General features: G+C 61.4%; 13 protein-coding genes. 4 read left to right on the top strand and 9 right to left on the bottom strand.

Annotated features, from left to right (window positions below; translation table 11 throughout):
• Positions 1-582 (top strand): hypothetical protein, encoded by a 582-nt coding sequence (locus AB7M25_RS17170; RefSeq protein ID WP_454237695.1) that lies wholly within the window; start codon positions 1-3, stop codon positions 580-582.
• A 74-nt stretch (positions 583-656) separates the two neighbouring features.
• Entirely contained in the window at positions 657-1,238 is a 582-nt protein-coding gene (locus AB7M25_RS17165; protein WP_429382135.1) for a GGDEF domain-containing protein, read from the top strand.
• Between the two features lie 136 nt (positions 1,239-1,374).
• On the opposite strand, the gene AB7M25_RS17160 is transcribed toward AB7M25_RS17165, so the two are convergent.
• Positions 1,375-1,800, bottom strand: coding sequence for a VOC family protein (locus AB7M25_RS17160; protein WP_429382136.1), 426 nt, complete (start codon positions 1,798-1,800; stop codon positions 1,375-1,377).
• Between the two features lie 113 nt (positions 1,801-1,913).
• On the opposite strand from AB7M25_RS17160, the gene AB7M25_RS17155 reads away from it, so the two are divergent.
• Positions 1,914-2,780, top strand: a complete 867-nt coding sequence (locus AB7M25_RS17155; RefSeq protein ID WP_429382139.1) for a LysR family transcriptional regulator — start codon at positions 1,914-1,916, stop codon at positions 2,778-2,780.
• Positions 2,781-2,957: 177 nt separating this feature from the next.
• On the opposite strand, the gene fabI is transcribed toward AB7M25_RS17155, so the two are convergent.
• The 8 genes from fabI to gloB form a co-directional block, all read right to left on the bottom strand.
• The gene (gene fabI, locus AB7M25_RS17150) at positions 2,958-3,752 is read right to left on the bottom strand and encodes an enoyl-ACP reductase FabI (protein ID WP_007979113.1); all 795 of its coding nucleotides are present in this window, start codon (positions 3,750-3,752) and stop codon (positions 2,958-2,960) included.
• A 19-nt stretch (positions 3,753-3,771) separates the two neighbouring features.
• Positions 3,772-5,382, bottom strand: coding sequence for an ABC transporter ATP-binding protein (locus AB7M25_RS17145; protein WP_429517425.1), 1,611 nt, complete (start codon positions 5,380-5,382; stop codon positions 3,772-3,774).
• A 1-nt stretch (position 5,383) separates the two neighbouring features.
• On the bottom strand, positions 5,384-6,403 hold the full coding sequence (locus tag AB7M25_RS17140; RefSeq protein WP_454237694.1) for an ABC transporter permease: 1,020 nt from the start codon (positions 6,401-6,403) through the stop codon (positions 5,384-5,386).
• A gap of 1 nt (position 6,404) precedes the next feature.
• Positions 6,405-7,478, bottom strand: a complete 1,074-nt coding sequence (locus AB7M25_RS17135) for a microcin C ABC transporter permease YejB (RefSeq protein WP_007979116.1) — start codon at positions 7,476-7,478, stop codon at positions 6,405-6,407.
• 4 nt (positions 7,479-7,482) lie between these two features.
• A complete protein-coding gene (locus tag AB7M25_RS17130; RefSeq protein ID WP_454237693.1) occupies positions 7,483-9,324 on the bottom strand; it encodes an extracellular solute-binding protein in 1,842 nt (613 codons plus the stop codon).
• The gene (locus tag AB7M25_RS17125) at positions 9,321-11,141 is read right to left on the bottom strand and encodes an extracellular solute-binding protein (RefSeq protein ID WP_429517452.1); all 1,821 of its coding nucleotides are present in this window, start codon (positions 11,139-11,141) and stop codon (positions 9,321-9,323) included. Before AB7M25_RS17125 ends, AB7M25_RS17130 begins: the two co-directional genes overlap by 4 nt.
• Positions 11,142-11,385: 244 nt before the next feature.
• Positions 11,386-12,816, bottom strand: a complete 1,431-nt coding sequence (locus AB7M25_RS17120; RefSeq protein ID WP_429382147.1) for a transglycosylase SLT domain-containing protein — start codon at positions 12,814-12,816, stop codon at positions 11,386-11,388.
• Between the two features lie 99 nt (positions 12,817-12,915).
• A complete protein-coding gene (gene gloB / locus AB7M25_RS17115; protein ID WP_104448055.1) occupies positions 12,916-13,683 on the bottom strand; it encodes a hydroxyacylglutathione hydrolase in 768 nt (255 codons plus the stop codon).
• Positions 13,684-13,748: 65 nt separating this feature from the next.
• Here gloB and AB7M25_RS17110 point away from each other — a divergent pair, with 65 nt between their 5' ends.
• Complete coding sequence (locus tag AB7M25_RS17110; protein ID WP_116579240.1) at positions 13,749-14,507, top strand: class I SAM-dependent methyltransferase; 759 nt, start codon at positions 13,749-13,751, stop codon at positions 14,505-14,507.
• Positions 14,508-14,532 lie beyond the last annotated feature (25 nt).

Raw genomic sequence — 14,532 nt, 5'->3', positions numbered from 1 at the left:
ATGAAACGTCATCACTGGTTGCTTGGGGCGGTGATTCTGATCTGTCTTGCAGCCTACGCGTCGCACGTGTTCGCCGATGACCGCGAGGCCTTGCAGGCGTTCGACACCGTGCAGAAAGTCTTCCAGAGCCCGCGTTGCCAGAACTGCCACATTCCCGGGGATTCGCCGCTGCAATTCGATGCCGGCGTGTCCCACGCCATGAATGTCGTGCGCGGCATGGACGGCAAGGGCGCGGCCGGGTTGCCCTGTGCAACCTGCCATGGGCAAAGCAATCCACCTGACAGTTATGGTCCTCATGCGCCGCCCGGGGCGCCACACTGGAGTCTGCCGCCGGCAGCGCAGCGTATGGCCTGGATCGGCCTGCCGGCCGACCGGCTGTGCGCGATGATCAAGGATCGCGCCAGCAACGGCGACCGGGATTTCGCCGCGCTGATCAAGCACGTCAGCGACGACAAGCTGGTGCTGTGGGGCTGGAATCCGGGCGGCAATCGCGCGCCGGTGCCGGTGCCGCACGACATCTTCGTCACCCAGTTCAAACGCTGGGCCGATGCAGGAGGGCCGTGCCCGGTGGCGGGTAGCTGACCAACGGCGCGCTTGCAGGGAGTCAATGCGGGTATGGGCGACTCTAAAGTGCATAGCCGCAAAGGGAGTGAACGATGTTGATCTCAGGCAAAACGGGCAAATCGGGTCGATCCGCACGCCCGTTACTCACGCCCCAGCAAGAACGGGAACAGCTGCGTGAAATGGCGCGCGAGGCCGAGCGAGAGCTGGCGGGCGTGCAGATGGCAAGCATGGATGAGCTGACGCTGCTGTCCAATCGCCATGGTTTCACCGCGCTGGCCCGGCTCGGGCTGGACGCTTGCCGGGCGCTGGAGACGCCGGCGACGCTGCTGTACTTCTCCCTCGATGAGTTCAAACGCATCAGCTATCTGTATGGTCGGGCCAAAGGTGACGATGCGCTCAAGACCTTCGCCGATGTGCTGCGTATCGGCTTTCGTGAAAACGATGTGGTCGGCCGGCTCGAGGGCGACCGCTTCGTGGCGCTGCTGACCGGATCGGGCAGCGTTGAGATTGCGGCGATCAAGGCACGCCTCAATGAGATACTCGACGAGCGCAACGCTGCGGCGAATCGCAGTTATGACATTCACTTCAGTGTTGTGCAGGTCGAATATGACCCGGTTGTGCATGGCTCGATCGAAGAGTTGCTGGGGGAGGCTGAGGGGGTGATGAGCCGTTAGTGTGATGTTGTCTGGGCGGGCCTCATCGCTGGCAAGCCAGCTCCCACAGGGGTTAATGGGTGTCCAGAAGACGAATGAGCAACGCCGATCAATGTGGGAGCGGGCTTGCCCGCGATGGCGTCCTGACAGACACCACCTATTTGGCAAACAACTGCCCGATATCCTTGAACGCCTTGAACTCCAGCGCATTCCCGCAAGGATCGAACAGAAACATCGTCGCCTGTTCGCCCACCAGCCCCTGAAAGCGAATCCCCGGCTCAATCACGAAGCGAGTTCCCTGCGACTTCAGCCGCTCGGCCAGCGCTTCCCACTGCGCCATCCCGAGCACCACGCCAAAGTGCGGTACCGGCACATCGTGGCCATCGACGGCATTGGTGTGGGCTGCTTCTTGCGAAGGGTTTTTCGGCGCCAGGTGAATCACCAGTTGATGGCCGAAAAAATTGAAATCGACCCAATGGTCGCTCGACCGACCTTCTTCCAGGCCAAACACCGCACCATAAAAGTGCCGGGCGGCGGGCAAGTCGTAGACCGCAATGGCCAGGTGAAAAGGGGAGAGTTGCATCGGGCGAACCTCGGTGGTGGGTGGGCGTGTGTTGAGTTTAGTCCTGTGCTTTTTGATTGAAAGACGATAATTTTTGCGTCGAGCTCAAATAATTTCGATCAATCGAGGCCGCCATGCTGCGAGAACTGAAAACCTTTGTCGCCGTGGCGCGTCACGGCACTTTCGCCGCGGCCGGTATGCACATCGGCCTGACGCAGTCGGCCGTGAGCGCGCAGATTCGCAACCTGGAACAGGCCCTGGGCATCCGTCTGTTCGACCGCACCGGCCGCCAGGCGCTGCTCAATGCGGCGGGGCAGCGTGCGTTGCCGATGGCCAGGGAAATGCTCGAAACCTTCAGCCGCATGGCGGTCAGTGACGATGTCAGCGAGTACCGTGGCGAGTTGAAAATCGGCGCGGTGGCGACCGCCCAGACCGGGCTGCTGCCTCAGGCGCTGCTGCGATTGCGCCAGCAGGCGCCCTTGCTGGAGCCCAAGCTGGTGCCGGGTGTGTCACTGAACCTGCTGAGTCAGGTGGACACTGGAGAAGTGGACCTGGCGATCCTGATCAAGCCGCCATTCGAGTTGCCCAAGGAGTTGTCCGCGCAGGTGATACGCCGAGAGCCGTTCGTGCTGATCGTACCGGCGGACCTGGACGGTGATGATCCGTTGCAACTGCTCGCCGAGCACCCGCATGTGCGCTACGACCGCAATTCGTTTGGCGGGCGACTGGTGACGCGGTTTTTGCGCGAACAGCAGATCGAGGTGCACGGGGCACTGGAGCTGGATGAACTGGAGGCCATTGTCAAAATGGTCGAGTGTGGGTTGGGGATTTCGTTGTTGCCGCTGGCGGGGTTGTGGCTTGAGCATGGGGCGAAAGTCCGGATCATCCCGCTGGGTGAGTTGACCTTCTACCGTGAAATTGTCCTGTTACAGCGTTACAGCCAGCGGCAGCAACCGATTCAGCAGTTGTTCGCCAACTGCCTGACACATATAGCCGGCTAAACACTATCCCTGTGGGAGCGGGCTTGCCCGCGAAGGCGTAGTGTCAGTCGATGTAAAGGCTGAATGACACACCGTATTCGCGAGCAAGCCCGCTCCCACATTTGATCGAGTCATGGCGGAAATCGCAGGCATAAAAAACCCGCCAAAACAGGCGGGTTTTTCTTGGCTGACCGAAGATTACTCTTCGAGGCTGCCCATGGCCGTGGTGTTGAAACCACCGTCCACGTACATGATTTCACCGCTGATGCCGGACGCCAGGTCCGAGCACAGGAAGGCGCCGGCGTTGCCGACTTCTTCGATGGTGACGTTGCGGCGCAGCGGGGTTTGCGCTTCGTTGGCAGCCAGCATCTTGCGGAAGTTCTTGATGCCGGAAGCGGCGAGGGTGCGGATCGGACCTGCCGATACACAGTTGACGCGAGTACCGTCCGGGCCCAGGGAACCGGCCAGGTAACGTACGCCGGCTTCCAGGGAAGCCTTGGCCATGCCCATCACGTTGTAGTTCGGCATGGTGCGCTCGGCGCCCAGGTACGACAGGGTCAGCAGGCTGCCGTTGCGGCCTTTCATCATTTCGCGGCCGGCCTTGGCCAGGGCCACGAAGCTGTAGGCGCTGATGTCGTGAGCGATGCGGAAACCTTCACGGGTGGTGGCTTCGGTGAAGTCGCCGTCCAGTTGGTCGCCCGGGGCGAAGCCGACGGAGTGCACGATGCAGTCCAGGCCGTCCCACTTTTTGCCCAGCTCAACGAAGACCTTGGCGATTTCTTCATCGCTGGCCACGTCGCACGGGAAGCACAGCTCAGGGTTCGAACCCCAGCTTTGTGCGAACTCTTCGACACGACCCTTGAGTTTGTCGTTCTGATAAGTGAAGGCAAGCTCAGCGCCCTCGCGATGCATGGCGGCAGCAATGCCGGATGCGATGGACAGCTTGCTGGCGACACCGACGATCAGTACGCGCTTACCGGCGAGAAAACCCATGTGTTGCTCCTCTTTCAGGTTATTGCGCAGTGGCCGGAGCCAAAAAAGCGGCTTCCAGCAACTGCTGTGTATACGGATGTTGGGGGGCGGCAAAAATGCTTTGCGCGTCTCCCTGTTCGACCACTTGGCCATGCTTGACCACCATCAACTGGTGGCTCAGCGCTTTCACCACAGCCAGGTCATGGCTGATAAACAGATACGTCAGGTTGTACTTGGTTTGCAGCGAACGCAAAAGCTCGACTACCTGGCGTTGTACCGTGCGGTCGAGGGCCGAAGTCGGCTCGTCCAGCAAAATCAACGCCGGTTTTAACACCAATGCCCGGGCAATGGCGATTCTCTGCCGTTGCCCGCCGGAAAATTCGTGGGGGTAGCGGTGCCGGGTTTCCGGATCCAGGCCTACCTCCTTGAGTGCTGCAATGATCGCTTGTTCCTGTTCTGCCTCGGTGCCCATCTTGTGGATCCGCAGGCCTTCGCCAACGATGTCATTGACGCACATCCGCGGGCTCAAGCTGCCGTACGGGTCCTGAAACACCACTTGCATCTCCCGCCGCAGCGGCCGGACCTGTTGCTGCGTCAGGCTGTCCAGCGGCTGGCCTTCAAAGCGAATGGCGCCTTTGCTGGCGATCAGCCGCAAAATCGCCAGGCCCAGGGTCGATTTGCCGGAACCGCTTTCACCCACTATCCCCAGGGTCTGGCCCTGGGGCAGGCTGAAGTTGATGCCGTCGACCGCCTTGACGTAATCCACCGTGCGCTTGAGCAAGCCTTTCTTGATCGGAAACCAGACTTTCAGGTCCTCGACCGCCAGCAAGGGCGGGCCGATCACGTTGCTTGCAGGCTTGCCGCCGGGCTCCGCTGCCAGCAGTTCCCGAGTGTACGGATGCTGCGGCGCGCGGAACAATTCTTCGCACGATGCCTGTTCGACGATGCAACCTTGCTGCATGACACATACGCGGTGCGCAATTCTTCGCACAAGGTTCAAATCATGGCTGATCAGCAGCAGCGCCATGCCCAGGCGGGCCTGTAATTCCTTGAGCAATTCGAGGATTTTCAGCTGAACGGTCACGTCCAGCGCTGTGGTCGGCTCGTCGGCGATCAGCAGTTCCGGTTCGTTGGCCAGGGCCATGGCGATCATCACCCGCTGGCGCTGGCCGCCGGACAATTCGTGGGGCAGGGCCTTGAGACGCTTGTGCGGCTCGGGGATGCCGACCATCTCCAGCAGTTCCAGGGTGCGTTTGGTCGCCACCTTGCCGCTCAGGCCCTTGTGGATGCCCAGCACTTCGTTGATCTGCTTTTCGATCGAGTGCAGCGGATTGAGCGAGGTCATCGGCTCCTGGAAGATCATCGCAATCCGGTTGCCACGAATGTGGCGGATGGTTTTTTCCTTCAGCTCCAGCAGGTTCTGCCCCGAATATTCGATGGTGCCGGAGGGATGGCGGGCGAGCGGGTAGGGCAGCAGGCGCAGGATCGAATGCGCGGTCACCGATTTACCGGAGCCGCTCTCGCCGACCAGGGCCAGGGTTTCGCCGCGCTTGATGTCGAAGCTGACGCCTTCGACGGCCCGCTGACAACGATTGCCGACGACAAACTCGACGGACAGGTTGCGCACCTCGATCAGATTTTCCTGATTCATTTCACTTCCTCGGGTCGAAGGCATCGCGAGCGGATTCGCCGATGAACACCAGCAGGCTCAACATCAGGGCCAGCACCGCAAAGGCGCTGATGCCGAGCCATGGCGCCTGCAGGTTGGATTTGCCCTGGGCCACCAGTTCACCCAGCGACGGGCTGCCCGCCGGCAGACCGAAACCGAGGAAGTCCAGGGCGGTCAGTGTGCCGATGGCGCCGGTGAGGATGAACGGCATGAAGGTCATGGTCGAGACCATCGCGTTGGGCAGGATATGGCGGAACATGATCGCGCCGTTCTGCATGCCCAGGGCGCGGGCGGCGCGTACGTACTCCAGGTTGCGCCCGCGCAGGAATTCGGCGCGCACCACGTCCACCAGGCTCATCCACGAGAACAGCAGCATGATCCCCAGCAGCCACCAGAAGTTGGGCTGTACGAAGCTGGCGAGGATGATCAGCAGGTACAGCACCGGCAGCCCGGACCAGATCTCCAGGAAGCGCTGCCCGGCCAGATCCACCCAGCCGCCGTAGAAACCCTGCAAGGCACCGGCGATCACGCCGATGATCGAACTGAACACGGTCAGGGTCAGGGCGAACAGCACCGAAATGCGGAAACCGTAGATCACCCGGGCCAGCACGTCGCGGCCCTGGTCGTCGGTGCCCAGCAGGTTGTCCGTCGAGGGCGGGGCCGGGGCCGGGACTTTCAGGTCGTAGTTGATGCTCTGGTAGCTGTAGGGAATCGGCGCCCACAGCACCCAGGCGTCCTTGGCCTTGAGCAGTTCGCGGATGTACGGGCTCTTGTAGTTGGCTTCCAGCGGGAATTCGCCGCCGAAGGTGGTTTCCGGGTAGCGCTTGAGCGCCGGGAAGTACCAGTTGTCGTCGTAATGCACCGCCAGCGGCTTGTCGTTGGCGATCAGCTCGGCGCCCAGGCTTGCGCCGAACAGGATCAGGAACAGCCACAGCGACCACCAGCCACGCTTGTTGGCCTTGAACAGTTCGAAGCGCCGGCGATTGAGAGGGGACAGGTTCATCTCAATGCTCCCGGCTTTCGAAGTCGATGCGCGGATCGACAAAGGTGTAGGTGAGGTCGCCGATCAGTTTCACCACCAGCCCCAGCAACGTGAAGATGAACAGCGTGCCGAACACCACCGGGTAATCGCGGTTGATCGCCGCTTCGAAACTCATCAGGCCCAGGCCGTCGAGTGAGAAGATCACCTCCACCAGCAGCGAGCCGGTGAAGAAGATACCGATGAAGGCTGAAGGGAAACCGGCGATCACCAGCAGCATGGCGTTGCGGAACACATGGCCGTACAGCACGCGGTGGTTGGTCAGGCCCTTGGCCCTGGCGGTGATCACGTACTGCTTGTTGATCTCGTCGAGGAAGCTGTTTTTGGTCAGCAGGGTCATGGTCGCGAAGTTGCCGATCACCAGCGCGGTCACCGGCAGGGCCAGGTGCCAGAAGTAGTCGAGGATCTTGCCGCCCATGCTCAGTTCATCGAAGTTGTTCGAGGTCAGCCCGCGCAAGGGGAACCAGTCCAGATAACTGCCGCCGGCGAACACCACGATCAACAGGATGGCGAACAGGAACGCCGGGATCGCGTAGCCGACGATGATCGCCGAACTGGTCCAGACGTCGAAATGGCTGCCGTGTCGCGTGGCCTTGGCGATCCCCAGCGGGATCGACACCAGGTACATGATCAGGGTGCTCCACAGCCCGAGGGAGATCGAGACCGGCATCTTTTCCTTGATCAGGTCGATGACCTTGGCGTCGCGAAAGAAGCTGTCGCCGAAATCCAGCGACGCATAGTTCTTGACCATGATCCACAAACGTTCCGGCGCCGACTTGTCGAAGCCGTACATGTGCTCGATTTCCTTGATCAGCGCCGGGTCCAGGCCTTGGGCGCCGCGATAGGCGGAACCTGCCACCGAAACTTCGGCACCGCCGCCAGCGATGCGGCTGGTGGCGCCTTCGAAGCCTTCGAGCTTGGCGATCATCTGTTCCACCGGCCCGCCCGGGGCGGCCTGGATGATCACGAAATTGATCAGCAAGATGCCGAACAGGGTCGGAATGATCAGCAACAGTCGACGAAAAATGTACGCCAGCATCTGATTACTCCGTGCCCGCAGGATCGGCCTGCAGTATGGTTTCGACTTCTATCGCCGGCTTGATGTCGGGCTTGACCCACCAGGTGGCCGTGCCGATGTCGTACTTGGGCGAGACCTTCGGGTGGCCGATGTGGTTCCAGTACGCCACGCGCCAGGTCTTGATGTGCCAGTTGGGTATTACGTAATAGCCCCATTGCAGAACGCGGTCCAGCGCGCGGGCATGGGCCACCAGGCTTTTGCGCGAATCGGCATTGATCAGTTGCTCGACCAGTTGATCGACCACCGGATCCTTGAGCCCCATGGAATTGCGGCTGCCGGGTTTGTCGGCGGCGGCCGACATCCAGAATTCCCGTTGTTCGTTACCCGGTGAGTTGGACTGCGGGAAGCTGCCGACGATCATGTCGAAGTCCCGGGAGCGCACGCGGTTGATGTACTGCGAGACGTCGACCCGGCGGATCACCAGGTCGATACCCAGGTCGCTCAGGTTGCGCTTGAACGGCAGCAGCACCCGTTCGAATTCGGTCTGGGCCAACAGGAACTCGATGACCACCGGCATGCCGGTGGCGTCGACCATTTTGTCATCGACGATGCGCCAGCCCGCCTCCTGCAGCAGTTGATAGGCTTGCCGTTGCTGGGCGCGGATCATGCCGCTGCCGTCGGTGGTCGGGTTCTGGAAGGCTTCACTGAACACCTGTGGTGGCAGCTTGGCGCGGAACGGTTCGAGGATCGCCACCTGATCGGCGTCAGGGAGGCCGGTGGCAGCCATTTCCGAGTTCTCGAAATAACTGCGGGTACGTGCGTAGGCGCCATTGAACAGTTGCTTGTTGGTCCATTCGAAGTCCAGCAACAGCGACAAGGCCTGGCGTACGCGCACGTCCTGGAACACCGGGCGGCGCAGATTGAACACGAAGCCTTGCATGCCGGTCGGGTTGCCGTTGGGAATCTGCTCCTTGACCAGTCGTCCCTCGGTGACCGCCGGAATGTTGTAGGCGTTGGCCCAGTTTTTCGCGGTCATTTCCAGCCAGTAGTCGAACTGCCCGGCCTTGAGCGCTTCCAGGGCCACGGTGTTGTCGCGGTAGTAATCGGTGGTCATCACGTCGAAGTTATAGAAACCGCGATTGACCGGCAGGTCCTTGCCCCAGTAGTCCTTGACTCGCTCGTAGCGCACCGAGCGCCCGGCCTTCACTTCGCCGACCTTGTACGGGCCGCTGCCCAACGGGATTTCCAGGTTGCCCTTGTTGAAGTCGCGGTCGGCCCACCAATGCTTGGGCAGCACCGGCAACTGGCCAAGGATCAGCGGCAGCTCGCGGTTGTTGGTGTGCTTGAACTTGAACAGCACGGTCAGCGGGTCTTCGGCGATCACTTCCGCCACGTCGTTGTAGTAGCCGCGGTACATCGGTGCGCCGTCCTTGGTCAGCATCTGGAAGCTGAACACCACGTCCTCCGCGCGTACCGGATGGCCGTCATGGAAGCGTGCCTCGGGGCGCAGGTAGAAGCGCACCCAGCTGTTGTCCGGGGCTTTCTCGATCAGCCGGGCGATCAGGCCGTACTCGGTGAACGGCTCGTCCAGGCCTTGCTTGGCCAGGGTGTCGTAGATGATGCCGATATCATCCGCCGGCACGCCTTTGCTGATGAACGGGTTGAGGCTGTCGAAGCTACCGAACCCGGCCTGGCGGAAGATCCCGCCCTTGGGGGCGTCGGGATTGACGTAGTCGAAGTGCTTGAAGTCGGCCGGGTATTTCGGCGGCTCGTTGTACAGGGTCACGGCGTGTTGCGGGGCGGCGCAGGCCAGCCCGGCGAACAAAAGGCCGCTGGCCTGCAGGAGCAGGGTGCGGATGGGGTTCATTGATCTTTCTCCGAAGATTTCAGCCACCACGCATTCAGGCCCAGGGTGTAAGGCGGCGTGGTGACAAAGGCGAGCCGGTTGCGGTACGCCAGACGGTGATAATTGAGGTACCAGTTGGGAACGATGTAGTGCTGCCACAGCAGCACGCGGTCAAGGGCCTTGCCGGCGGCGACTTGCTGGTCACGGGTCTGGGCGGCCAGCAACTGTTCGAGCAGATGGTCGACCACCGGGTTGGCAATGCCGGCGTAGTTCTTGCTGCCCTTGACCCCGGCCTGGCTGGAGTGAAAGTACTGCCATTGTTCCAGGCCCGGGCTGAGGGTCTGGTTGAGGGTCATCAGGATCATGTCGAAATCGAACTGGTCGAGGCGCTGCTTGTATTGCGCGCGATCGACCGTGCGCAGCTGCGCATCGATGCCAATGCTGGCGAGGTTCTCGACGTAGGGCTGGAGGATGCGTTCCAGGTTCGGGTTGACCAGCAACAGCTCCAGGCGCAAGGGTTGGCCTGCAGCGTTTTGCAGGTGCTGGCCATTGAGCTTCCAGCCGGCTTCGGCGAACAGGCCGAGGGCTTTGCGCAAGGTTTCCCGGGGGATAGCGCGGCCATCGGTCTGCGGCAGGCTGAACGGCTCGGTAAAGAGCCTGGCCGGCAGCTGTTCACGATAGGGCTTGAGCAACAGCCATTCATGCCCGACCGGCAAGCCGCTGGCCGAGAACTCGCTGTTGGGGTAATAGCTCATGGCGCGTTTGTAGGCACCGCTGAACAGCGCGCGGTTGGTCCATTCAAAGTTGAACATCAACCCCAGTGCTTCACGGACCCTGGCGTCCGAGAACGTCGGCCGGCGGCCGTTCATGAACAGGCCCTGGGTCTGGGTCGGGATCTGGTGGGGGATCTGGGCCCTGATCACGTCACCGCGGCGCAGGGCGGGAAAGTTGTAGCCGGTGTCCCAGTTCTTCGCCTGATGCTCGATATAGATGTCGAATTCACCGGCCTTGAACGCCTCGAACGCGACGTCGCTGTCGCGGTAGAACTCGACTTCCATGCGGTCGAAGTTGTACTTGCCGCGATTGACCGACAGGTCCTTGCCCCAGTAATCCTTGACCCGTTCGAAGACGATCTGGCGTCCTGGCGTGACCGACGTGATGCGATACGGCCCGCTGCCCAGCGGCGGTTCGAACGTGGTGGCCTTGAAGTCACGGCCTTTCCAGTAGTGCTGTGGCAACACCGGCATTTCGCCCAGGCGCAGGATCAGCAGCGGATTGCCGGCGCGCTTGAACACGAAACGGATGCGCTGCGGGTTGAGGATGTCGACCCGCAGCACCTCCTGAAGGTTGGTGCGGTACAGCGGATGCCCTTCCTTGAGCAGCGTGCGGTAGGAGAACGCAACGTCGAAGGCGGTAATCGGCGTACCGTCATGGAAGCGTGCTTCAGGGCGCAGGTTGAACACCACCCAACTGCGGTCCTCGCTGTACTCCACCGACTGGGCGATCAGGCCATAGCTGGACGCGGGTTCGTCACCCGAAGGCGCGTACTGCCCGGTGCCGACCATCAGCGGTTCGTTGAGTTCGTTGATGCCGTACTGCAGGAAGTTCGGCGTGGTGACCGGGCTGGTGCCCTTGAAGGTGTACGGGTTGAGCGTATCGAAGGTGCCAAACGCCATCACCCGCAACGTACCGCCCTTGGGCGCTTGCGGGTTGACCCAGTCGAAGTGGGTAAATCGGGCCGGGTACTTGAGCGTGCCGAACTGCGCATAACCATGGCTTTCGCTGATCGTCGCGCTTGCGGTGGAGCTCAAGGCCAGGCTGATCAGGAGCAGGGGCAGGGGACGCTTCAAATAGGAGATCCGATCCAGGCGGCTTGGGCTTTGTGGACCGTACAGTAACAGCTTGTATGGACAGGAAAAAGACGGGGGTTAATGGGTAAATTCGGCTGGACGCAATCCTGTGGGAGCTGGCTTGCCAGCGAAGGCGGCGTGACAGGCGAAATCGATGTTGACTGTGCCGATGTCTTCGCTGGCAAGCCAGCTCCTACAGGTATAAAACAGCCCCTGAAATCAGGGGCTCTTTTTAATGCGGACTGGCCACCGTCAACATCTGGCCGGGCTTGAGCGCCTGGCCTACACGAGGATTCCAGCGCTTGAGGTGCTGCATTTCGACGTTGAAGCGCTTGGCCACGAGGGCCAGCGAATCGCCTTGCTGGACCTTGTACTTGGTCTGCTGCTTTTTGGAGTTGGCGGCAATCACGGTGTTGACGCGCCCGGAGCTGCGTTTGCTGGTGTCCTGCATGACCAGGGTCTGGCCCGGCTTGAGATTCTTGCCGGTCAGTTTGTTCCAGCGTTGCAGGTCCTTCACGTCAACGTTGTTGGCCTTGGCGATGGAGCCGAGGTTGTCACCCCGTTTGACCCGGTAGGACCGCCTGGCGCTGGCGACCTGGGTGTCGTCGGCGCCTTCGAAGACCGGCTTGAGCGATTTCTTGCTGATCAACTCTTCAGGACGCATGGTCTGCAGGCTGCTGGTCAGCAGTTGCGCCTTGGAGGTCGGCACCAGCAGGTGCTGCGGGCCGTCGATGGTGGTGCGCTGCTTGAAGGCCGGGTTGAGCTGGAACAGTTCGTCTTCGTCGATGTTGGCGACTTCAGCGACCTTGGACAGGTCCATGCGCTGGTTGATTTCGACGACCTGGAAATAGGGTTGGTTGGCGATCGGGTTGAGGTTCACGCCGTAGGCTTCCGGCGCCATCACCACTTGCGACAGCGCCAGCAACTTCGGCACATAGGCCTGGGTTTCGGAGGGCAGCGGCAGGTTCCAGTAGTCGGTCGGCAGGCCCAGCCGCTCGTTGCGCTCGATGGCCCGGCTGACGGTGCCTTCACCGGCGTTGTAGGCCGCCAGGGCCAGCATCCAGTCGCCATTGAACATGTCGTGCAGGCGGGTCAGGTAATCCAGCGCGGCGGTGGTCGACGCGGTGATGTCGCGACGGCCATCATAGAAACGGGTCTGGCGCAGGTTGAAGTAACGCCCGGTGGACGGGATGAATTGCCAAAGACCCACCGCGTCGGCCCGGGAGTAGGCCATCGGATTGTAGGCACTTTCAATCACTGGCAGCAGGGCCAGTTCCAGCGGCATGTTGCGTTCTTCAAGGCGCTCGACGATGTAGTGAATGTAGAGGCTGCCACGTTCGCCGGCGTTTTCGAGGAAAGACGGGTTGCTGGCGAACCACAGGCGCTGCTGCTCGATGCGCGGGTTGACACCCAGCCCGTCCTGCAACTGGAAGCCCTGGCGCATACGCTCCCAGACGTCCTGTGGAATTTGCGGGCTGGGCTTTTCGCTGAGCCAGATCGGCTTCTGCTTGGCGCGCGCGGCGATGTTCGGCGTGTGCGCCGCATCGGTCTGCGGCGCATGGCTGGAACAGCCCGCCAGGGTGGCGGACACAGCCACCGCAATGGCTTGAGCCAAGCGGGTCAATGCGTCTGAACTGATGGCTTTGCGAATAGGTGACGACATTGGCTGGAAGTAAGTTCCGGGCAAAAATGTCGGGCGATTCTAGAAAGCGCACCCTGCGCGGTCAACCTTTCAGAATTGTTGCAGCCTTGGGGGACCCCTTTAGAACGTGTCTTTCCACGCTCGAAGCGCAGCAAAAACCATATCGGGCGCCGAGTTATCGGTGCCGGTCCGTTCGTCCGCTTTTTCTTTAACGGATGTTTCAGCGGAACGCAAAAACGGATTTGTGAGCTTTTCCAGTGCCAGTGTCGACGGCAGCGTCATGATCCCGGATTCCCGTTGGCGGGTGACTTTGGCCAGGCGTTCGGCCGTATCCGGATTGTTCGGTTCGACGGCTGCGGCAAACTTCAGATTGCTCAGGGTGTATTCGTGGGTGCAGTAGACCAGCGTGTCTTCCGGCAACCCCGCGAGGCGTGTCAGCGAGCTGTACATTTGCTGTGGCGTGCCTTCGAACAACCGCCCGCAGCCGGCGGCAAACAGGGTGTCGCCGCAGAACAGCAAACCGTGATGGTAATAGGCGATATGCCCAAGGGTGTGGCCGGGAACCGCGAAGATATCGAAGTCCAGCCCGAGCACGCTGATGCGGTCGTTGTCCTTGAGCGCAACCTCCCGCGCCGGGATCGTTTCGCTGGCCGGACCATAGACTTTCGCGTCCGTCGCTTTTTTCAGCTGTTCGACGCCGCCGACGTGGTCATGATGGTGGTGAGTGATCAAAATATCACTCAGTACCCAACCCGGATTGGCCGTGAGCCAGGCGTGTACCGGGGCGGCATCACCCGGGTCGACGACCGCGCAGCGTTTGCTGCCGTGGTCTTGTAACAACCAGATGTAGTTGTCGGTGAAGGCGGGCAGGGCTGTGATCTGTATCATCGTCGGATTCGCCAAGCGGTAAACAATGGCGCATCTTAGAACTTCCTGGCGCGTTGGAGAATGCAATGACTGATAAAGCGTTCGCACAGGCTGATCCTGACTGGCTGGCGTTGATCAGCGCGGCCCGCGAGTGGCTGGAAGGTCCGATCGGGCAATTCCTGCTGGACGAAGAGCGGCGCATGCTCGAAGACGAACTCGGGCGGTTCTTTGGTGGCTATCTGGTGCATTACGGTCCCTCGGCCCAGACTCCGCCGTCAGCGCCGCAGGTGCAGCGTAACGTACGCCTTGGCGCGCCGTTGCCGGGGGTCGAGATCGTCTGTGAGGAGCAGGCTTGGCCGCTGAGCGAGCACGCCGCCGATGTGGTGGTGCTGCAACATGGCCTCGATTTCTGCCTGTCGCCCCACGGTTTGCTGCGCGAGGCGGCAAGCAGCGTGCGCCCCGGCGGGCATTTGCTGATCATCGGCATCAATCCCTGGAGCAGTTGGGGCCTGCGGCATGTGTTTGCCCAGGATGGGCTGCGCAAGGCGCGCTGCATTTCGCCGTCACGGGTCGCGGACTGGCTGAACCTGCTGGGCTTCGCGCTGGAGAAACGCCGCTTCGGGTGCTATCGTCCGCCGCTTGCGTCACCGGCGTGGCAGACCCGTCTGGCCGGTTGGGAGCGCAAGGCCGGTGACTGGCAACTGTCGGGCGGCGGCTTCTACTTATTGGTGGCGCGCAAGATCGTGGTGGGCCTGCGACCGGTCCGTCAGGAGCGGCGCGAGCCGATGGGCAAGTTGATTCCTTTGCCGATGGCCAAGGTCAACCGTCGCAACATCGAACCGTAATACACACTTTTCATTTGCGGCCGGG

It is taken from the genome of Pseudomonas sp. AP3_22 TE3818 (genome assembly GCF_053628995.1).
Note: the sequence above shows the minus strand (reverse complement) of the source record. Positions and strands in the feature narration are given on the sequence as shown.